This is a genomic window from Flammeovirga sp. MY04 (assembly GCF_001682195.2).
Taxonomy (GTDB): domain Bacteria; phylum Bacteroidota; class Bacteroidia; order Cytophagales; family Flammeovirgaceae; genus Flammeovirga; species Flammeovirga yaeyamensis.
This window is the reverse complement of the sequence record NZ_CP003560.2, coordinates 188028-210514: the sequence shown is the minus strand read 5'-3', so window position 1 is coordinate 210514 and position 22487 is coordinate 188028. Positions and strand designations below refer to the sequence as shown.

General features: G+C 34.7%; 18 protein-coding genes. 9 read left to right on the top strand and 9 right to left on the bottom strand.

Annotated features, from left to right (window positions below; all coding sequences use genetic code 11):
* Positions 1-14 precede the first annotated feature (14 nt).
* On the bottom strand, positions 15-455 hold the full coding sequence (locus MY04_RS00830; RefSeq protein WP_066204934.1) for a hypothetical protein: 441 nt from the start codon (positions 453-455) through the stop codon (positions 15-17).
* Between the two features lie 182 nt (positions 456-637).
* Here MY04_RS00830 and MY04_RS00825 point away from each other — a divergent pair, with 182 nt between their 5' ends.
* The 3 genes from MY04_RS00825 (at position 638) to MY04_RS00815 (ending at position 6219) form a co-directional block, all read left to right on the top strand.
* Positions 638-1957, top strand: a complete 1320-nt coding sequence (locus tag MY04_RS00825) for a tetratricopeptide repeat protein (protein WP_066204931.1) — start codon at positions 638-640, stop codon at positions 1955-1957.
* 123 nt (positions 1958-2080) lie between these two features.
* The gene (smc, locus tag MY04_RS00820; protein WP_066204929.1) at positions 2081-5665 is read left to right on the top strand and encodes a chromosome segregation protein SMC; all 3585 of its coding nucleotides are present in this window, start codon (positions 2081-2083) and stop codon (positions 5663-5665) included.
* A gap of 155 nt (positions 5666-5820) precedes the next feature.
* On the top strand, positions 5821-6219 hold the full coding sequence (locus tag MY04_RS00815; protein ID WP_066204926.1) for a hypothetical protein: 399 nt from the start codon (positions 5821-5823) through the stop codon (positions 6217-6219).
* A 247-nt stretch (positions 6220-6466) separates the two neighbouring features.
* Here MY04_RS00815 and MY04_RS00810 read toward each other — a convergent pair whose 3' ends face one another.
* Positions 6467-7420 (bottom strand): electron transfer flavoprotein subunit alpha/FixB family protein, encoded by a 954-nt coding sequence (locus MY04_RS00810; protein ID WP_066204922.1) that lies wholly within the window; start codon positions 7418-7420, stop codon positions 6467-6469.
* Positions 7421-7461: 41 nt separating this feature from the next.
* Positions 7462-8193 carry an electron transfer flavoprotein subunit beta/FixA family protein gene (locus tag MY04_RS00805; RefSeq protein WP_066204918.1) on the bottom strand — a complete coding sequence of 244 codons (732 nt, stop codon included), beginning with the start codon at positions 8191-8193 and terminating at the stop codon, positions 7462-7464.
* Positions 8194-8507: 314 nt separating this feature from the next.
* On the opposite strand from MY04_RS00805, the gene MY04_RS00800 reads away from it, so the two are divergent.
* Positions 8508-9065, top strand: coding sequence for a ferritin (locus MY04_RS00800; RefSeq protein WP_066204913.1), 558 nt, complete (start codon positions 8508-8510; stop codon positions 9063-9065).
* Between the two features lie 57 nt (positions 9066-9122).
* On the opposite strand, the gene pncA is transcribed toward MY04_RS00800, so the two are convergent.
* Positions 9123-9758 (bottom strand): bifunctional nicotinamidase/pyrazinamidase, encoded by a 636-nt coding sequence (gene pncA / locus MY04_RS00795; protein ID WP_066204908.1) that lies wholly within the window; start codon positions 9756-9758, stop codon positions 9123-9125.
* 152 nt (positions 9759-9910) lie between these two features.
* On the opposite strand from pncA, the gene MY04_RS00790 reads away from it, so the two are divergent.
* Positions 9911-10984, top strand: coding sequence for a M42 family metallopeptidase (locus MY04_RS00790; RefSeq protein WP_066204906.1), 1074 nt, complete (start codon positions 9911-9913; stop codon positions 10982-10984).
* Positions 10985-11008: 24 nt separating this feature from the next.
* Here MY04_RS00790 and MY04_RS00785 read toward each other — a convergent pair whose 3' ends face one another.
* The 3 genes from MY04_RS00785 to MY04_RS00775 form a co-directional block, all read right to left on the bottom strand.
* Entirely contained in the window at positions 11009-11695 is a 687-nt protein-coding gene (locus tag MY04_RS00785) for a VOC family protein (protein ID WP_066204903.1), read from the bottom strand.
* A 115-nt stretch (positions 11696-11810) separates the two neighbouring features.
* On the bottom strand, positions 11811-12215 hold the full coding sequence (locus MY04_RS00780) for a hypothetical protein (protein WP_158297503.1): 405 nt from the start codon (positions 12213-12215) through the stop codon (positions 11811-11813).
* A gap of 33 nt (positions 12216-12248) precedes the next feature.
* Positions 12249-15716, bottom strand: a complete 3468-nt coding sequence (locus MY04_RS00775) for a PD40 domain-containing protein (protein ID WP_066204897.1) — start codon at positions 15714-15716, stop codon at positions 12249-12251.
* A gap of 376 nt (positions 15717-16092) precedes the next feature.
* On the opposite strand from MY04_RS00775, the gene MY04_RS00770 reads away from it, so the two are divergent.
* Positions 16093-17769 (top strand): 2-oxo acid dehydrogenase subunit E2, encoded by a 1677-nt coding sequence (locus MY04_RS00770; RefSeq protein ID WP_066204894.1) that lies wholly within the window; start codon positions 16093-16095, stop codon positions 17767-17769.
* Between the two features lie 318 nt (positions 17770-18087).
* Here the strand turns inward: MY04_RS00770 and MY04_RS00765 are convergent, their stop codons facing one another.
* Positions 18088-19185, bottom strand: a complete 1098-nt coding sequence (locus MY04_RS00765; protein WP_066204892.1) for a S41 family peptidase — start codon at positions 19183-19185, stop codon at positions 18088-18090.
* A gap of 3 nt (positions 19186-19188) precedes the next feature.
* The gene (locus MY04_RS00760; RefSeq protein WP_066204890.1) at positions 19189-20061 is read right to left on the bottom strand and encodes a hypothetical protein; all 873 of its coding nucleotides are present in this window, start codon (positions 20059-20061) and stop codon (positions 19189-19191) included.
* Positions 20062-20258: 197 nt separating this feature from the next.
* Between MY04_RS00760 and MY04_RS00755 the strand changes: the two genes are divergently transcribed.
* Genes MY04_RS00755 through MY04_RS00745 form a run of 3 tightly spaced genes read left to right on the top strand, consistent with a single transcriptional unit; the run spans position 20259 to position 22455 of the window.
* On the top strand, positions 20259-21731 hold the full coding sequence (locus MY04_RS00755; RefSeq protein ID WP_066204887.1) for a hypothetical protein: 1473 nt from the start codon (positions 20259-20261) through the stop codon (positions 21729-21731).
* Positions 21731-22234: a hypothetical protein gene (locus MY04_RS00750; protein ID WP_066204884.1), complete on the top strand. Its 504-nt coding sequence runs from the start codon at positions 21731-21733 to the stop codon at positions 22232-22234. The genes MY04_RS00755 and MY04_RS00750 overlap by 1 nt, the downstream gene beginning before the upstream one ends.
* The gene (locus MY04_RS00745; protein WP_066204881.1) at positions 22234-22455 is read left to right on the top strand and encodes a hypothetical protein; all 222 of its coding nucleotides are present in this window, start codon (positions 22234-22236) and stop codon (positions 22453-22455) included. Before MY04_RS00750 ends, MY04_RS00745 begins: the two co-directional genes overlap by 1 nt.
* The last annotated feature ends 32 nt before the right edge of the window (positions 22456-22487 follow it).

The following is a 22487-nucleotide window of genomic DNA, read 5'->3' as shown; positions in this document are numbered from 1 at the left end:
ACAACATCAAGTGATTAGTTGGAATGATGATCAAACCAAATTTTTTCTAGTATAAGTATAAATGATGAAGGAACAAACCCTTTCATTCCACCAAATCTAATTTTTTTATCGCTTACATACATATCAAGGATTTTTACTATCCCTAATTTAGGGTCTTCCAATTTCTGAAACTTTTCGATTTGTCCCCAAGGCCACTCTAAAGTTTGCAATTGAAGATTTGATGGATGACCACCAACGAAAATAACCTTATCTTCTAATAAAAACAAAGCTCCAAATAATGGTGTATTCAAATGCATAGAGGCCCACATCCCTCCTAAAATATCTCGAGGTTGTAATGACATTTTCTCCATGAGTAGGATACTTTGGTTCCTCATCACTTTTAACGCTTTCTTCTCTAACGTTTTCATTTCAAGCCGATCAAATTGATCTAACCAATGTTTATTATTTTCATCCATTTTAAATTCAATTCAATAAAATCACAAAATATTAATAATCAACAGATTAAAATCCTTATATTTTCATTTAAACCATACATATAAGTCAAATAATCTTTAAATTTTGAAAGAATTACTTTGACAAATTGTTAATTTAATAGAGTATTCTATAATCCAATATACTACCACTTTACTTATTTACGATGACAAGACTTTACTCATTAATACTTATAATACTTATTGCTGCTTCAACGACCTTTGCTCAAGACGAATCTTCTGCCGAAGATTATTTTGTGAAAGGTGAAGTTTATGCAAGTGTCGGCCAATTACCCGAAGCGATAATGTCCTATGAAATTGCCATTGCCAAGGATTCCACAAATGCTTTATATTATTATGCCTTAGGACTTGCTCAGATAAGACATAAAAGACTAGGAGAGGCTATTGATGCCTTTAATACAACTATTGAGCTTGACTCTAATAATTTAGATGCACATCTTAAATTAGCTTTAATTGCTAAAGATGACAAAGATTATGAAATGGCCATTAAACATCTAGACGAAGCCTTCCGGATCACTCCCGACTTAGATCGAAAATTGGCCTATAAAACTAGAATTATCAATATACTTGATAAAACAGGAAAATTCGATCAAGCAGGTCCTCATTTGGAAGATGCCAAGAGTGTTCATCCTCAGAATAGCTACATTTTATATATGGATGCCAAATATCATAATTATGTAACAAAAAACTATGAATTGGCGAAAACAAGTATGCAGATTGCTATCGATAAAATGGAGGAAGAAAAAGGAAAAGCTCATGATCATTATTATTATGAATTAGGGTTTGCACATCACTCTCTCGAAGAATATGAGAATGCCACTTCTGCTTTCAGCCAGGTAACCAACGGAAAGATTAAAAGCAAGACAACTTCAATGTCTCCAAAATATCAATATCAATTGGCCTTAAGTCATTTTCAGATGTACGACATTAAACGCTCTGAAAAGATTCTTAATGCTGTGATCAAGATGAATAATTCCTTTGAGCCTGCTTATGATTTACTTATTGAAATCAAAGAAAATACTTTGGATAGACATGAGGTTGTAAAGCTTTTAGAACATAAGGTTTCCATTCAAATGGATAATACAAGAAAAGTTAGAATTTTGGCCGACTTAATTGATTTAGAAATTAAATACGGTGATTATGCTAATGCTAAAAAGCACATCAAAGAATTTGAACAATGTGGAATCCCACTACCTGATGTTCGATTTATGGAGGCAATCATCGATTACAAAGAGAATAAATTTGATGATGCTAGAGATAAGCTTTTAACAATAATGAATACAAAAGAATCGAAAACGAAGTATAAAGCACTTATGCTTATTGGCATGATTCAGATGTATGAAAAAAATTATGAAGCTGCAAAAATCACATTTTCTCAAAATTTCCCAGGAGAATTTAAAGTAGCTTCAAGGGAGTATCTCAAATCAGTCAACAAAGAAGTCGATATCGCAAAGAAAAATAAATAATACGATTTACTAATTTCAGCCGTTTATCATAAAAAAATATTGAAGTCACCCTAATTTAGGGTGGCTTTTATTATGCAACAAAATCTTTTATTAGTTACATTTGAAAGATCCAATAGTTATGAAATGTTACTAAAAAAGTTAGAAATAAAAGGTTTTAAAAGTTTTGGTGATAAGGTCACTTTAAACTTTGATTCGGGTATTACTGCTGTCGTAGGACCTAACGGTAGTGGTAAATCCAATGTTGTTGATGCTATACGATGGGTTCTTGGCGAGCAAAGTACAAAAGCTTTGCGTTCGGACAAGATGGACAACATCATTTTTAATGGCACAAAATCGAGACGTCCCCTTCAAATGGCTGAGGTTTACCTCACGTTTATCAACAATAAAAACCTTTTACCAACAGAATACACAGAAGTAACTATTGGAAGACGTTTCTACCGTTCTGGTGAAGGTGAGTACTCTTTGAATGGGGTCCCTTGTCGTTTAAAAGATATTCACGGACTTTTCTTAGATACTGGTATTGGATCAGATAGTTATGCAATCATCGAATTAAAGATGATTGATGAACTTTTGAATGATACTCAAAATGCTCGTCGTACTTTATTCGAGGAAGCAGCCGGAATTTCAAAATTCAAGAAAAGTAAAAAAGAAACGCTCAAAAAACTTAAAGATACTGATGCTGACTTAGAACGTGTAGACGACCTTTTATTTGAGGTCGAGAAGAACATGCGTTCATTAGAAAGACAGGCAAAGCAAGCCCAACGCTATATCAAACTAAAGCAGACGTATAAAGCTTCTAGTATTGAATTAGCACTGAAAAAAGTATCTACTCAGGCAGATGAACTGCATACGTTGGCCGATAAAATGACCAACATCAATGAGGAAAGAAATCAGACTATAAAGAATGTAGAAACATTAGAAGCCTCTATCTCTAAGGAGAAAAAGGAATCTATTGATAAGGAAGAATTGTTGGCTTCTCGCCAAAAGACTTTGAATGAGCATATTTTAAAGATGCGTCAGATTGAGTCGGAGAAAAAAATCAAAGGTGAGAGAAGACGATTCTTGGAAGAGAAAAAAGCAACCCTTCAAAGTCAGGCAACACAAGACAGAGAAGCAGTAGCCCTTTCTCAACAAGGTATTGAGGCCTTACAAATTCAGTTAAACTCCATTGAAAAAATGGTGATGGATGTAGAACATGAATTGGACAATACCCAAAGACAAAGAGACGATCAAACGCAAAAAACGGATGAGTTGGAAGTAAAAACCAATGAGTTTGAGCAGATGGTGAAAAATAAACAATCTGTTATTTTCCAACTGAAGCAAAAGATCGAAATTAATGAGGTGCAGCTTTCTGCTTTAAAGCAGGAATTAGAACGAGCTCATGAAGAATCGAACGATAAAGCTTCTAGTTTAGAAGAGTTTGATACACAATATGCCTCTTTGGAAGGCGAACGTTTAAGTGCTCAAGTAGTCTATGATGAGGTGAAAGAAAAACACACCCAACATCAAGAAAAAATTAGAGCCTGCCGTGAAGAATTAGAACAAGTTAAAGATCGTTCATCAGAAATTTTTAGAATTCTTGATGCCAAAAAGAACGAACATAAATTAACTAAATCTTTGGTGGACAACCTTGAGGGATATCCTGAGGCCATCAAATATTTAAAGCAAAATACCGATTGGGCAAAAGAAGCACCGATGTTATCCGATACACTACATTGTAATGATGAGTACCGTGTTGCAATTGAAGGCTATCTAGCTCCTTATTTAAACTATTTTGTTTTAGAAACAGAAGATGATGCTTGGAAGGCGGTGAACCTTTTAGAAGAAATGAAAAAAGGTAAAGCCAACTTCTTACTACTTGATAAATTCGAAGGCTATAAACCTTCACCAAGAAAATCTGTTGATGATGCTATCCCTGCATTAGAGGTAGTAGATTACGACGACAAGTACGCTTTCCTCATTATGTACTTATTAGACGGAGTGTACATTGTGCATCGTAATCAAAATAACCTACCAAAGAACGATAGTGTTATTCTGGTCACGAAAAATGGTAAGGCAATTCGACGTAAGTCGGCTATTTCTGGTGGTTCTACTGGATCTTTTGAAGGTAAATCTTTAGGTCGAGTAAGACACTTAGAACAATTAACCGAAGAGATTGAAAGTCTGGAACAAGAAGTTCAAGAAATTCACATCAAGAAAGTAGAAAAGCAAGCAGAACATAAATCTTTACTACAAGTAAACATGCAGCACGAATTGGAAAGTGCTCAGCATAATTTACAAGTTGTTTCTCAAGAACTCATCAAAATTAAAACTCAGAAGGAAGAATTTTCAAAATTCTTAGCACAGAGTAGTAATAAAAAAGAAGAGATTTTGGAGAGAATTGGTCTGGCTGAGATGGAAATATCAGAAGGTAGACCTCAACTCGAATCTGAATCGGGTGCCATAGAATATATGGAAGAAGAGTTGTTCGAAATGAAAGATCAATTAACTATTGAGAAAGAGAAAAAAGTAGAGCTTTCGAGCAAATACAATCAACTACATATTAATTTCCTTCAGCAGGAAAATCAGTATAACTCTCTTAAAAAAGAAATTGATTTCAAAAACGAAGACTTAGAAAAAGCACACCTTCGTATTGATCACAATTTTGAAGAGATTCAAAAAGTAGAAACTGAGTTATTAAAATCAGATTCTATGGATGAAGAGGGTGCGAGTGCTTTGGAACGTATGGAGATCGAGCGTTTAAACATCGAAAAAGGTGTTTTTGAAGCCGAAGCATCCTATAAAGCAGCCAAAGAACTTATTGCTGATACTGAAATCGAGATCAAACAAGAACAACAGAAAAAAGAGCATATCGATCAGGAGTTACTGTCTGCCAATGAACGTATCAGTACTTTACGACTATCGCTTACCTCAGTAAAAGAAAAAATTGCTGTGGAGTTTGAGGTAGATCTTGAACAAATGCTTCTTCATAAAAACAAAGAAGAAGAAGAGGAAGAGGAGGAAGAGAATCCTTACAAGGCTATGCACATCTTCGAGTTGGAGCAAGTAAGTGAGGATGCAAAAAGAAAACTAGCTTCATTAGGTGCAATTAACCATACTGCAATTGATGCTTTCAACGAGATCAAAGAGCGTAATGCCTTTATTTTGGGTCAGAGAGACGACTTGAATAAAGCAAAAGAGCAATTGATGAAAACGATTGAAGATATCGACAATATTGCTGAAGAGAAGTTTATGACCGCCTTCACTCAGATTCGTGATAACTTTATGGAAGTATTCCGTTCGTTATTTACAGAGGAAGACAACTGTGATTTGCGTTTGGCGGATGAGGACGATCCGTTGAACTCTAAAATTGAGATTCTTGCTCAACCAAAAGGTAAGCGTCCATTAACGATTAACCAATTGTCTGGCGGAGAGAAAACACTTACGGCCACTGCCCTATTGTTCTCCATTTATTTATTAAAGCCAGCACCATTCTGTATTTTCGATGAGGTCGATGCCCCTCTTGATGATGCCAACGTGGATAAGTTCTGTAGAATTATCAATAAATTCTCTGGAAACTCACAGTTTATTATTGTTACCCACAATAAAAGAACAATGGCTAGTACAGATGTTATCTATGGTGTGACCATGATCGAACAGGGTGTAACCACCGTAGTTCCAGTGGATATCAGAAATACGCCTCAATTAGAAGCCTTCACTTCAAAATAACATACTGTACATTTATTTTAATTGATGTTCATTTACGAACATTAACTAATTTACACACAACAACATAAGGTGTTGAAAATCTGATATTTACGTAAATTCTTTCAATTTTTGAATTATAGAGTTTGTAACTAATATTCTCTCAATGTTCTAAAAAGATGAAAACTCGATTTATTAAATACTTATGTGTCCTCTTTATCCCTTTACTTTTTTCGTTTACCTCTCAAGACGATACTTTACAACTAGAAAGTGATAATAAAAAATTATATTATTTCCATAGTGAATGGTATAGCTGTGCAAAAACAGGAAAAGACCTTCTGAAGAATAAAAAACAATTATTACATGCTATCGAATGGATTGATCATAGTTTAGACTTAGATATAAATACAGTAAACTTAGAAATTAAAGGAGATTACTATTTGAAAGTTGGTGATCTACTATCAGCAATAGAGCAATATAAGAAAGCGTTAAAAGTAAATTCTACTCAGTATTGTTTGGAAGAAGACTTTAGAAGAATAGAAAAGAAATTAGCGAAGCTGAACCGGAAAAAAGAATAACAAAATTCTCTATAAAAAACTGAACCTCAACATTCTCATGTTGAGGTTCTTTATACGATTTTCATCAGTAGTTTGCCAGAATGAAAAAAAATGTCCGACTAAGTTTAAAAAATCTTCTGATAATACTATTGCATCATCGAAGTATTACAAATATAGGGAACTATTAATAAATATCAATAAGTTCCCTAAATATTAACAAATAAATTTTAAATTTTGGAAACAATTCCAAAATTCAAACTTAATTCTTCTAATTTTGTGAGTTTTTGATGGCCTCAATCAATTTTGGTACTACTTCGAAAGCATCTCCTACCACACCATAATCTGCCGCTTTAAAGAACGGAGCTTCTGGATCTTTGTTAATTGCTACAATCACTTTAGAAGAGTTTACCCCTGCCAAGTGTTGAATAGCTCCAGAAATACCTACAGCAATATATAATTGAGGAGCCACTTTGATACCTGTTTGCCCTACGTGTTCGTGGTGAGGTCTCCAATCCATATCAGATACTGGTTTAGAACAAGCTGTTGCTGCACCTAATGTACCTGCTAGATCTTCGATCATTTGCCAATTTTCAGGACCTTTCAATCCTCTACCCGCTGATACTACTTTATCTGCTTCTGGTAAAAGGATATCACCTTCTTGCTTATGTACGCCCACTCTTTTCACTCCGAAATCAGCATCGCCAAATGACACAGAGAAATCTTCTACTGCAGCATCTGCACCTGATTCTTCTAATTGAACTACATTTTTAGCAATAGTGATGATTTTATTTCCATCAGGAACACTTACATAAGCAAAAGCTTTTCCTGTGAATACACCTCTTTTTACAGTAAATCCATTCGATGTATCTGGTAAATCCTGAACGTTGGCAACTACTGCACTATTGGTTTTAATCGCCGCTCTAGCTGCCACAGCATCTACTAAAGATGAACGTGACATTACGATTGTAGCTGCTGAAACTTCTGCAGCGGCTGCTGCGATTAATGTTGCTGTGGCAGCAATAACACCATCATTTAGTCTTTCGTCTGAACAATGAAGCACTTTGGCCGCTCCAAACTTACCTACTTTTTCTAATTCAGATCCATCAATTGAGCCCATTGCTACCGCAGTAACATCGCCTAATTTTGAACCATATGTAACTGCTTCTAAAGAGGATTTCTTTATGACCCCGTTATCTGCTTCTATAAATACTAATACTGACATTTTATTCTATTTTATGTGTGAGGTGGAAAAGTAAATTGATATTAAAGGACTCTAGCTTCGTTTTTCAACAAGCCAACTAATTCGTCCATCTGACCTGCATCGACCATTTTACAATCGCCTTTTTCAGCCGGTAATTCGAACGAATCGTATGATGTTAAGCCATCTACTCCTACAGGTTCAACGACCTCTAGTGGTTTCTTTCTTGCCATCATGATACCTCTCATATTTGGAATCTTCCATTCAGCAATTGGTTCTTGGCAACCCGCTACGAATGGCATACCTACTTCCACTTCTTCGTGGCCTCCTTCGATTTCTCTATGTAGTTTAGCTGTCGATCCTTCGATTTCTAATCGCATAGCAGGTGCAATTGAAGGAATTCCCATCAATTCGCCTACAAGACCATGAACTAAGCCAGAGTTAAAATCAGAAGATTCACGACCCATTAAGATCATATCAAAACCTTTGTCTTTAGCATATTCAACAATTTGTTTTGCTACAAAAAGTGAATCTGTTGGTTCTGCATTAATTCTTACGGCGTCATCAGCTCCGATTGCTAATGCTTTTCTGATAGATGGTTCAGTGTCTGCTAAACCTACGTTTAATACCGTAACCGATCCCCCTTCTTTTTCTTTGATTTCTACGGCTCTAGCTAGCGCAAAATCGTCGTAAGGGCCTATAATGAATTGAACACCGTTGGTGTCAAGCTTGTTGTCTGCAAACTTGATTTTCGTTGTCGTATCCGGAACGTTACTAATACAAACTAAAATTTTCATGTGTTATTATTTTTTGGATAAGGCTGTACAGTAAATACAGCTTAGTTTTTATTATAATGTTTTATTGGTTTTGCTAAAATAGTATGCATGCATAATAAATTCCAAACTTTATTTAGAATAATTATTAAAAAACATTCACAAACTAGATTTATAGTGATATGTGAAACAAAATCCTTTGAAAAGTTTTTACTTTGTAAGCATGGGTTTAAATTAGTTTCTATATAAACTCTGATAATGGAAATATTCAATTGAATTTATTAAAGTATTGAATAGCTTCCTAACAAAATTTGAACAATTACATCCATATTACGAAAATGCCAATTACTAAGAAAAGATTACAGACCTCTTTAAATCCAGAGGTAGAGAAAATGTTAAACCAACAGGTACAATTAGAAGATCAATCCTCACAGTATTATCTTTCGTTTGCCTCTTGGTGTGAGAGAGAAGGGTATGTAAAGGCTGCCGAATTCTTATATGAGCATGCTGAAGAAGAAAGACAGCATATGTTGAAATTCTTCAAGTTTATCAATGCAGTTGGTGGACATGCTTTAGCTGCAGAAATTACTCCAGTACCTTATGAGTTCGAATCGCTTAGACATGTATTTGAATTGGTATTAGAGCACGAAATTAAAGTAACAAAGGCTATTAATGAGATTGTAGACTGTTGTTTCCAAGCTAAAGATTTTAGCACGTTCCAATTCTTACAATGGTTTGTTGCTGAACAAAGAGAAGAGGAAGAAACAGCACGTACAATACTTGATGCTTTTGATATTATTGGAGAAGACAGTCCACAAGGTATGTGGATGATCGACCAAGAAATTGGAAGGATTGGTGCAGAAGGCATAGATTCTGATATGGGAGATCAAGCTTAGATAAAAAAAAAGGATACTTTAGAGTATCCTTTTTTTATGGCTTTGATTATCTAGTAATTAATAATCTCCGCTAAATACTTTCTCTAGTTCATAGCTTTTTATTACCCTTATACCTGACACTTTCATATCGGTGATGGCGTTTTGTACATCATTTGGTCGATAATTAATACCTCTTGATGCATCTTCTATCATGAATGTTTTATAACCTAACGATTTTGCATCGAGTGCTGTGAACTTTACACAGAAATCCAAAGCGATACCTGCTACATAGACTTCAGTTACTCCTTTCGATTGTAAAAAGTCATGAAGACCAGTATCGTTTAATTTTTCGTTATCATAAAACCCGCTATAATCATCAATATCTTCGTTCGTTCCTTTCCAAAATACTTTTTCAATTACTTCCGTATTAAGATCAGAAGGGAATTCTGCTCCATGAGATTCTTTTACACAATGCGGAGGCCATAATATCTGAGGAACTTCATTTACTTCAACAATTTCTCCTACTTCTCGATCCTCATGATTTCGTGCAAAACTTTTATGTGTAGCTGGATGCCAATCTTTTGTGGCCACTACTACATCAAAATGGTGGTTGATGTTATTAAGCACTGGAATAATTTGTTCTCCTTCCGGGACTACTAATAGTCCGTCAGTAAGAAAATCATTTTGTACATCTATTATGATTAATGCACGCATATATATATTTATGTAGATGATGGTTCAAAAAACATCTCAATTTAATATATCACCAAAAAAAATCATAAAGATGATACAAGAATAAATCGATCTATGTAACTTAACGTAATAGAATTCGATAAAGGTCAGATTTTAAAATATTTTAAAACAATATGGATCAACATAGTAAAGATTTTTTATACAAATATTTAAATAATGCTTCTCCTACAGGATTTGAAGCAGAAGGTCAAAAAATTTGGTTAGATTATATTAAACCATATGTCGACGAAACTTATGTCGACAATTATGGTACAGCAGTAGGTATTGTCAACCCTGATGCTCCTTACAAAGTAGTCATTGAGGCACATGCCGATGAAATTTCTTGGTATGTGAACTATATCACTCCAGAAGGTTATATCTATGTCATCCGTAATGGTGGCTCTGACCATCAAATTGCTACTTCTAAAAAAGTGCTTTTGCATGGTGAAAATGGGATTGTGGAAGGTGTATTTGGTTGGCCTGCTATTCACACACGTAAACCTGGTAAAGAAGCCAATCCATCTTTAGATAATATCTTTATTGATGTTGGGGCTGATTCTAAAGAGGAAGTAGAGGAAATGGGTATTTTCGTAGGTACTGTAATCACTTACCCAGACGAATTAGGCGAACTAAATAAAGGTCGTTACTTTACTGGTAGAGCTCTTGATAACAGAATTGGCGGTTTTATGATTGCTGAAGTAGCTCGTCGAATTAGTGAAGAAAATTTCAAGGTTCCTTTCGGTTTATATGTTGTTAACGCTGTACAAGAAGAAGTGGGATTAAGAGGTGCTGAAATGATTACTCAACACATTAAACCTAATGTAGCTATTGTAACTGACGTTTGTCATGATTCTTCTGCACCAATGTACGATAAGAAAACTGAAGGAGATACAAAAGGAGGTAAAGGTCCTGTACTTACTCTTGCTCCTGCCGTACAAAATAACTTGTTGAAGATGCTAATTAATACCGCAAAAGAGAAGGAAATTCCTTTCCAAAGAGCCGCCTCTTCTAGAATCACAGGTACAGATACAGATGCTTTTGCTTATTCTAACGGAGGTGTCCCATCGGCTTTAATTTCCCTGCCTTTGAAATATATGCACACTACAGTAGAAACTGCACATAAAGATGATATCGAAAATACGATTAAATTGATGCATGAGTTCATTAAACAATTGGATAATGAGCATGACTTCAGATACATCAAATAGTCATTGATGAGAAAGCAGGCAAGGTCAATTTACGGTTTTGCCTGTTTTTTTTATGTCTAAATTTCCGTCCAAACAATTCAGGTGATAATCCACCCCATCATTTTCAAAATCTAAGGTGAAGGAGATTATTTCGGGATAAATGTCTGTTGGAAACCATTCCGTTTTTTTCTCATTATCGATACAAATAAACAAGCCATTTTCATCCCCTATAGCACAAAAACGATCCATACTACCATCATAAATAGGTAAATTACATTTCTCTAATTCCTTATAAATGCTGGAAATCTCTTTAGATGGAATACCTATTTCTGAAATACAACTTATGCTATGAACATCAAATGCTTTGGTGGCTTTTTGATTTAGATTTCTTCGACCTATAAATTCAACAATATTGTGATCTTTGTCTTTGAAATACATAGCTTCGGCATTCCAAGCAAAGAAATCAACCACTTCTTTTTCTTCATAAGGTATTAATCTCGCTCGTTCTTTTAACCAATACTTTGCTTCATCAATTTGATTAAACGGAATATTAAAGGCAAAATGATATGGTTTTGCTTCAAGTGATTTCTTAAAGGTTAGTCGACTACTTCCTATCTGAACGCTAAATTTAAGTAATATCTCTTCTAACAACTCAAATCCCAATACTTTGGAATAGAATAGCTTTTGGGCTTCAATAAAACGACAATCGAGAGTTAAATGTTGAATATTCATAATAGATGGAATAGAAATAGTTGAACCTTCAATAGATTTAATAACTAAAATACATAAAAAAATGGATGCCTCAATTGTTTTGAAACATCCATTTTTATCAAATTCAAAATAAGAATTAGTTCATCTTTGGAATAGTTATTCCTTTTTCCTCTCCGATGATTACATTAATCTTATTCAGTTTATTTTTCTTAAGCTTTGTTGACTTCAAGCCATCTTCAGAAACCAGTTTTCCTTTCTTGGCTACAACATAATATGCTTTTTCTTTCAAACCTTTAGTGAATTTCACTCTTCCGTTCTGGTTTGTTTTTGTCTTTGCTTCTACACCATTTTCCTCGTCCCACGCATCATCTTCAGTTTCATAAATAATTACCGTAGCACCTTCAACAACATTTCCTTTAGTATCCATTACTGTTACTTGTAGCACAGGATTGATGAAATATGTCGTCGATTCCGATGAAGATGGTAGATTAAAGCTAGAAGCTAAAATACCAATAAAAATTAGTACGATTAGTTTACTCAAATTAGTCATAAAAAGTTCTATTTGAAGTTGAATTTAAAAATCATGCCCTAAAGTTACATAATACTTTGGTTTTGATTGTCTAAATCCGTCTTCAATTCCCCAAGCAACGTCTAATTTTAAGTAATAACCTAATAATGTTGTTCTAGCACCTACACCATGTCCCATTAAGAACGGATATCTAAAGTTCTTCACGGTAGCATCAAAAGCACCCGAAGAAATCTCTTCAGTATTTAATGAGTTATCCTCTTCGAATGGGTTCACACCAGTCCAAGCTGAACCAATATCAAAGAATACGGTCAACTGTAAATCTCTAAGTAATTTTGATTTAACTGGTCTCTTCGTCAAGAACTTCATGACTGGCATTCTCAACTCCGCATTAAATAGCATGTAATTCTCACCTTCCCACTTGTTCCAATTAAAACCTCTCATTGGCATATTGAATTGGGTGAAAAATAAATGAGTTAAATCGGCTTCTTCTATGGTCTGATTTTCTCTTGGTACTCCTCGAGGGTCGCTATCCATTGAACCAAAGGCCCAGTTATCCATACCACCTAAACGATACGTCATTGGTGTTTTTCCGAAGAAGGATCCTGCAGATGCTCTCAAAGCAAGGGTCATCGATCGAAGTACTTTTTGATAACGTCTGATATCGAAACTTAAATTTTGGAATGAAAAAGATATATCATTTAATCCCACATAGTTCTCGTATCTTATTTTTGCACGAGTACCAATCAACATATTTTTCCCTCTCTCTAAACTGTTATCAAATACATATTCTACATTAAAACCAGTCCAAAAACGTTTGGTATCAGGAACTGTCAAACCAGGTTGAAGTGAGGTATCTGAATATCTAGTGAATGTTAGGAAAGGTTGGAATTCAATTCTACTACGAATACTTACTGGTAATGAAATTCCACCTTCATAATACGATTTAGAGTATTTCTGTGCTCTTTGTTCTATTTCTAAGGCATTTCTTTCAAAACGAAGGGAGAAGTCAACTCGACGTTTTAAATAAAGATATTCTGCGAAGAAGTTACCATTGTTTAAAGAGAATGTTCCAAATAAACCTGCATTGATTTTATGGTTTTCCATAGCATCCGTCATCATTACTTCAAACTGAAGTCCTGAACCGTACAATGGGTCAAATCTCATGTTGGTATTGAATCCATCCACAGAAAATCTTGTTTCGTAATCTCTCGATTTTGTAAACATAGATTTCTTTTTGGTGGCTTCATTTTTCGCCTGTAATCTCGAATTATATTTTGCCCAAAAGGCATCTCTTTTATTTTTACTGTAAGAGAAGAATTTGTAATTGTCTGTATTGGCTTCTTTTCCGTTATCAGAATAAGTGGGTTTATTTGGTAAGATGCCATCATCAGCTTCTTCTTCTTTCTCTTTTGTAGAAGTGATGAATGTGAAGTTATCAAAATCGATCTCTTCATCCATAGGATCTACAACCACTTTTGGTTTCTCTTCCTGAACAACTAATTCCTCTTCTTTTTCTTCCAAAGTAACCGTTTCCTGTTCTTGAGTTAAGGAATCCGTGTCTTCCCAAACTATTTGCTCACTTTGTGCACTATCTAACTCTTCGGTAGTTTCTTTTAAGAAATCCTCTTCTAATTTTGCTTGATAGATAGAATCTTGAATTCGTTTAAGTTCTTTCATTTTTTGCTGTTCTCTAAACAGCGCCATTCGTTTTTCTTCTTCCTCCTTACGTTTACGTTGTAGTTCTTTCTTCTTTTTAATCTCTCTTAACTCCCTCAGGTCCATAATCTGCTGTCTTCTTGTTTTGGGAGTGAACACATTTTTATTTGGGTTAATTCTACCCTCATACATATGTTCTTTCTCATCTTGATAAGCAATAAACGCTACTCTTTTTCCTGAAGAAGTAAAATCTTTAATACTGTACTTAAAATTGGATACCTGACGAGTTAATGAATCCGTCAATTCGTAAACAAAAAAGTTTGTAATACCTTTTCGATCACTTAGGAACAAAACTGTACTATCATTCACCATTTGAGGTTTAAAGTCTTTTCCTAAATTATTGGTCAGACGTTGAAGCTCCGTTGGCTTACTTTTATCGTACTTATATAAATTAAATGTACTTGTGATGTCTTCTATATTTCCCTTTTTCGATTTAGTAGAATCATTGGTTCTGTTTGATGAGAAAATGATATCATTACTATTGTTCATATAAGAAGGTGATAAATCATCGAAATAATCTTTGGTGATTTGTCTTGTTCTTCTTCGGGCAACATTGTGTTCGTAAATATCAGTTTGACCTCTTCTTTCAGCACTCATTACAATTCGTTTTCCATCCGGAGAAACTGATACATCATTGATATGATCAAATTTAAACTCAATTTTACGCTTCAGATATCTAAAAAATGTATTAAAACCACCTTTGGATAAATTATAAATCCACATATAGTTTTGTCCTTTCTTCTGTGAAAAAACAACTAATTCATCTTCTGATATCCAATCTACTAATGGCACATCATAATCAATTTGCTGATTAACGACTTTATAACCACTTTTAAAAACTGTCGTGTTTTTCTTCTTCTCTAAATCGTATACATTGATCTTATATTTACCATTCTCATTTTCAGTATACGCTAACTTTGTCCCTTCTGGACTGTAGTTTACTTTATTATAAATTCTTGATTTTCTATTTCGTTTTATTCTGTTTTTGGCATCGATGTCTTTATAGTTTTTATCCAATGTCTTGTGCTCTGCTAGATAAAACTCCTTCCAACCTGCTATAAATTCTTCATAGGATATCCCCAAAGTGTTCTGTATGGCGACTTTTTCATCCCGTATAATTTTTGTCAGGTTTAAAGTACTAGCCATATTACTTTTTCCATAGGTCTCCACCAAGTAATTCCAAATTGACTGACCTACAATACGGGCATCATCACCTTCTATGTATCTAATATTTGGGAATTTCTTTGGATGTCTAGAGAAAAAGTCTCTTACCATATCGTCCATTTCTCTTGACCAACCTCTAGCGATATAATCAGAAGCTCCTACAACAAACCAATTGGGTAAGTTCAATAAGTAAGACGATTTGATCATGTCTTTTAAAGAACCACCGTACATCATTTCAAAAATAAATGCATCGGAAATAGCCCTTTTCACTTCCTCTTCAAATATTTCTTTACTCCCACTAAAAGACACCTCTACTTCTGAACGAATAAAATTTGTCTGTCCAGTAGCTGCATATCCTTGTTGAAATAAACCAATATTACTTTGTCTTAAATCTTGAATGGAATTATAGACAAGTACCTTCGTTTTATAAAAAGGAGCATGACCAATCGTTTCGGTTAAATACTGATATTCTCTCTCAGCTATCTCACCTGCGATCTTGGCAATAGTGATTCCATAGCCATAATAATACAGCTCGAAATGTTCTGTTTCTATATAACTCCAATCAAAAACTTCGTATTGTACACGGTTTTTTCCAAACTTATCTAAGTGGAAAAAATGTTGTGCATTTACCATAGAAGTTATGAATAGAAATAATATTGGTAATGTTTTACTAAAATTTATTCGCATAGTAAATGTCCTCATTTGAGTAAGTCAGATTTTTTGAAGAAGTCTAAAAGCCTGCCAAAGAATGATGTAAAGGGTTAACTAGCAATTGTAATATTTCAAGTATAGACAAGAGTAAAATTTCAAGAGCTTAGCTTATTTCAAATTAATAAAAAAAATGAAAATGAACGTAAGAAATTGCTAAAAAGTTCAATGAAAATCAAAACATATAAATTTAAATGAATACTAAATCTCTAAACTTTACATAATATTTAAAATTTCTGTTTATTTTTGGCACGAAAACGAAAAATGTAGAGACAAACAAAATTAGAGTCTTAATTAGATTATGGCAGAAGTAATCAGAATGCCTAAGATGTCAGATACAATGACAGAAGGCGTGATCGCATCTTGGTTAGTAAAAGTAGGAGACGAGATTTCATCGGGCGATATCATCGCAGAAGTGGAAACAGATAAAGCCACTATGGAACTTGAAAACTACGAGGACGGCGTTTTATTATATATCGCTGTTGAAGAAAAACAGGCAGTCCCTGTTGACGGAGTTATCGCAATTGTTGGTGAAGAGGGAGAAGACTATCAATCTCTTCTAGACGGAAATACATCCGCTGCACCAGCTGAAAGTGCTCCAGCACCTGCTGCTGAAGAAGCACCTGCACCGGCTGCAGCTCCAGCTGCTGAAGCTATTGATGTATCAGGCATCAATGCAACAGTAGTGAAAATGCCGAAAATGTCTGATACAATGACTGACGGTACAATCTCTCAATGGTTAATGAAAGTTGGTGATGAAGTGAACGCGGGTGATATCCTTGCTGAAGTTCAAACTGATAAAGCGACAATGGAGCTTGAGTCTTATGACGAAGGTAAACTATTGTACGTTGCTGTTGAGGACGGTGGTTCTGTTCCTGTTGATGGTGTTATCGCTATCATCGGTGAAGAAGGTGCAGACTACGAAACTTTATTAAAAGCTGAAGAGCAAAAGTCTGCAGCTCCTGCTGAGGCGGCTCCTGCTCCAGCTCCAAAAGCTGAAGCTCCAGCGGCTAAACCAGCTGCTGCCCCTGCTCCTGCTCCAAAAGCAGCTCCTGCTGCTGCTCCTGCAGTTGCTCAATCTAGAGAAGCTGCTCCTGCTCCAGAACACGACGGTAAAAGAGTTTTTGCTTCTCCATTGGCTAAGAAAATGGCTGAGGATAGAGGTTTTAACATCGCAATGATCCCAGGTTCAGGTGAGCACGGTAGAGTAATCAAAAGAGACGTTGAGGCGTACGTTCCTTCTCCAACTCCTGTTGCTGCCGCTGCTGCTCCAGCTGCTGCACTTCCTGCAGGTGTTGAAAGTTTCGACGATCAACCGATGAATAGCATGCGTAAAGCAATTGCTAGAAATCTTACATCAAGTCAATTTGGTGCTCCTCACTTCTATTTAACAATGGATATCGACATGGACAAGGCTATGGCTGCTAGAAAGTCTATGAACGAGATTGCTGAGGCGAAGATTTCATTCAACGATATGGTAGTGAAAGCTGTTGCTACTTCATTAAAGATGCACCCATTGGTGAACTCTTTAGTGGAAGGTGATGTAATCAAAGTTGCTAATCATATCAACGTAGGTGTGGCTGTGGCTATTCCTGACGGTCTTGTTGTTCCTGTAATCAGAAACACAGACATGTTGTCTTTATCACAAATATCTTCTACTGTAAAAGATATGGCTGGTAAAGCAAAAGACAAAAAACTTGGTTTAGACGAAATGTCTGGTGCTACATTCACTATCTCAAACTTGGGTATGTTTGGCATCGAGCAATTCACTTCTATCATTAATGCTCCTGCATCTTGTATCTTAGCTGTAGGTGGTATCAAACAAGTACCTGTTGTGAAAAACGGTCAGATCGTACCTGGTAACATCATGAAGATTACGCTTACATGTGACCACAGATCTGTAGATGGTGCTATTGGTGCAGCATTCTTGAAAACGCTGAAAGGATTAATGGAAGATCCAGTTAGAATCCTAATCTAATTTGACTTTGCCAAGCAATTAAGATAAAAATAGTCTAATCGCTATATATAGCCACTTCATTTACTTGAAGTGGCTTTTTTTATCTCTAGTAGTTAAATAACACTTGATATTATTTCTGAATAAAGATTTTAATTCCACTCACCTAAAAAAGTTTCAGGCATAAAAAAACGCAACCTATTTTCATAAGTTGCGCCCTCTTAGATTTGGATCTTACGTTATTAAAGATCGTATATGTTTTAGTATTATTCGCATTTATATACACGAGTATTACATAAAAAATGTTGCCCTTTTTTATATAAAATTATAAAAAAATTCATTTTACCACGATCCATTAAAAATCTCATCTATGGCTCTTTCAATTAATGTATCTTTATTCTCTTGTGTATCAGAAGGTTGCTGTGTCACATAGATATCTGGCGGCACTCCCAGTTCATATTCTGTATTTCCATCTACAGACCTAGTTTGAGTAACTGACATTCTATAATACCATCCATTTGGCAACTGACCGCCTCTTGGTGCACCAAGTCCACCTCCTGTTGGTACTCCTATGATTTTTACTGGATGTAACTTTTTAACGGCTTGTAAAGCAGTCGCAAAATAAGAAGTAGCACTGTAGCAACCTCTATCCGTTAGTACAACGATTTTTCCTGGATAATGATAACCGCTTGGAGAAATATCTGCAGGAAGCCATTCATCAAAATCATTTGGTCCGGTACCTGATTTATTTCTACTATAATAAAGCGTTACATTACCTGCATCCGAAGGAATAAATCTCTCGCATATCTGGAAAATATTCAATGGCGATCCTCCTCCGTTACTTCTTACATCAAAGATCATCCCCTCTGTTACATTTCGATATCTAGTAATTACATAATCGATATCATAATTAGAAATCATTGATGAAAAACTGCTATACCTCACATAAAGGATTCCCTTGTTTTGTCCATTAACAGCTCTAACTAAAGGCACCTTATTTCCTGTAGAATCCAATTCATGAATCAAATCGTTGGTTAAAGGTCCAGTTTGGGCATAATAGCTACTTAGATAAGTATCTCGAACAATACGGATGTTATAATTAGAATCCGGAACGGCTAACTCAGGGTATCTTGATACATTAAAAGGAGAATACAAATTAACATGTCCATCTTTTAATGTGGCCATCATATCAAACATGTTGGTAAAGAATTCTTCCTGAGACATATTATCTGTAATCACCCCATCATAAACAGAATATACACTATCCCAATCAATATTTTTTAATTCGAAATAAGAATATTGCTCTTTCGTTTTCTGCCATAAATATTCAAAAGTTTGTCTATTTCCAGATGAAGGGTCTTTTTCAATAAACAAATTCTCACAACTACTGAAAAGAAGTGATGCAAGAATAACAGTCACTATATATACTATATTTTTCATTTTCTACTTTCCAGTTAGGTTAAACATAAATGCGATTCCTAATCGATGAGAAGCACCTTTTGATGTCCCACTACTTCCTTCGTTTACGCCATAATATCTCCACACGTAGTTAAAACGTAAAGCATTTTTGTTATGTAAGTGATAATAAAATTCCAACCTTGAACTCACTTGAACCAAGTCACCGATAAAAGCAAAATTGTTTTTCCCTTCACCAGAAATGAAATTAGCTCCGGTAGTAAAATTACTGATTGTATTATAGCTTGGTCGTATATATGTTCCCATAAGTGGTAAAGAGAAGTTCCATATAAATGTGAAATCCCTATCCTTCTTTCTTAAAAACTTACCAGAAGATGGTAAGGATACATCCCAAGCAAATTGAGTTGCTAATCCAAAGCCACTTACGTATTCAAAATTTAAAGATGAATTAGTGTAGGAAAAATTACCTCTATAATTTCCTGTAAAATCTATGGCTGCTCCCACTTTAAAGTGAACATTCTCCTTAGAACTAAATACTGGATTTACTTTCCATAGTGCATGAGTATGTACAGGAACGTAATAAAAAATATTCCCTCCTGCATCAGTCACCCCCGATAAGTGGGTATAAAGAATGCCAAAGTCAAAGCCTCCATCTATTAGAAATTCAAATTTTTCAGAAGTCAGTAAATACCCTACAGATCCTCCTATTCCTCTTCCTTTATAAGTTAAAGGAGAAAAGGCTAAATCTTGGGATTTATTAGTAGGTGATAAGTTTATGCCTGCAATAAAGTAATGCTGCTTTTTAAGTGTAGGTGGGCTATCTTCCTGTCCTACTACAAAAGTGGAAATACCACAAAGTAACAGAAAGAAGCTACTCTTCAACAATCTATAAAAATTCATTGATTGGTAATAAGTTAGATTGAACGTGACAATTGAATGGAGTTTCAATAGCTTTAATTTATTTTTATGAGAGGGAAGAAAATTATGTATTAACTCCCCTCAGATTATTAAATTAACGAACCTTTTTGAATATTGAAAAAGAAATCTTTAATCTATTTTATTAACTTTATTAACTGCAAAGAAATTTAGCTCCTTTCATGATCAAAAACACAATTAATCTACTCTGGCTTTTACTTCTCTTTTCATTATCAACCAACGCTCAATCAAAGCGTTACTGGAGTAATAGTTTTAATACTGATGCCAATTTACTCTCTGGAGCCGTCGTTGGTGGAGGAAGTGGTATTGCAGCCATTTTTTATAACCCTGCTCAAATTGCTGATATCGATTATCAAAAATTTGCTATTTCTGCCAATATTTTCAGTCTTTATATCTATAGGTACAATAATGCCTTAGGTGGTGGAGATGGATATAACGATTGGAATTTTAAAGTTCAACCTCGTTTTGTAGCCTTTCTACTACGACCTAAAAAATGGGAAAGCACTAGTATTGAATTAGCCAGTTTTACCCGAGATAAAGTATCTACAGAGTTAAGGAGTAGAAATGCTCAAGAATTGGATATCATCAAAAGTCGTACAGGTAACGAGATCTATTTAGCAGATTATTATTATCGTATGAATTACGAAGATTATTGGTTAAGCATCGGTATTGCAAAAAAATTTGATGATAAATTCAGTATTGGTATTTCAGGTTATCACTCCTATGTGAGTTTTAAATATGACTATGAAATTGATACTCGTGCCTTTTCAGCCGAGCCAGTTACATCAGATGATTCTTTTTACATTTCACAATACAAAAATGTTCAATCCCTATCAGGATATTCATCCCGTTTGCTATTTAAGTTAGGTTTAAAATATCAATGGAGAGACTGGCAATTTGGTATGGCTGTACAAACACCTTCTATCAACTATTTAGGTGAATCGAAAGTGTATAGAGAAGTTTCCATGCAAAACATCCACAATCAAGATGGGGATTTACTGCCCAATATGTTGGTTTCCGAATATCAAGAAGAATTACCGACAGCTCATAAGGATCCATTTAGTGTGGCTTTTGGAGCTACCTATAAACACAAAAACTCTTCTTTTTATTTTACAGGGGAATACTTTGGTAAGGTCAATAGGTATAAGAAAATCGAAGATCAAGAACCTGGACCTTATGTTACAAATAATATCATTGGCATTAGAACAGACAATTGGTTAAACTACTATGCACAAAACAATGAGATCACTAATGTTGCTGTAGGTTATCGTGTAAAATTGGAAGATAATATCGAAATCATGTCTGGTTTCCGAACAGATTTTGTTTACGATGATTATGATGGCGGTTTTGACAACCGTTATCCCTCAGAAATTACTTCATTCTCTATAGATCAGTACCATGCTACTGTTGGTGGACAGTTTACCATATTAAAAACAGATATTATTGCTGGTTTACAATATTCTTTCGCAATAGATAATAATCTAAAACAGGTGGCCAATTTTTCTGATCCTGTAGAAATAATTCCTGAACAGCGATTAGTTTTGCAAGGCGTTAGAAATAACAATATGGGAATCTATGAACACACTTTAAGTTTGTTTCTAGGGTTTACATATAACATAGGAAGACCGAATTAATGAAGTTTATAAAAAAATGCCTTCAGTTTTTTAAAAGGAATCCATCTGTAAATTATATAGATGATGAAATTGATGAACATAACATAGAAGATCAATTCCAATTATTGGAAAATGCCTACAAACAGCTTCATCAACAATCTCCTTTGGAAAATCTCACCACTCACTCACTAATTGATGTTCATGGAAATTATGCCGTTGAAGGACATAATCCTTGGGATAAATCAAGTAAATATACAGGTGCCTTAAGCATAGAAAAATCAGAGCAGAAATATTCCTTTGACTGGGCCGTGGGCATTAGCAATTTGTATCAAAAAGGAGAAGGACAAATTATCTCCAATTATTTAAAAGTAGATTTTGTTTATAAAGACAATGAACATACTTTCAAAGGCTTAGTGATCTATAAACAAATTGATGAAGAAAGCATGGCAGGTTTTTGGATAGAAGAAGGTATATTTGATGTAGGATTTGAACGCTTAACTTTAAAAAACAAAGGATTTCAATAATGAAAACCAAAGAGATTTATCAAAAACTTTTATCAGAAAAAGGAAAATCAAAGAATTTTGCTCAGTACAATAAACTGTCCGATTACCAGAAACAATGCCTTTATAATTCCAATTATTGGAGGCTTCAAACTGGTAATGAAGTAATTGCAGTTCCAGAGTCTGACGAAAATTATTGGCAAGAATTAGAGAAAAATTTTGAAAAATGTTTGGAAGAGGATTAAATTGAGAAAACTTTCTATCACTTTTTCAATTA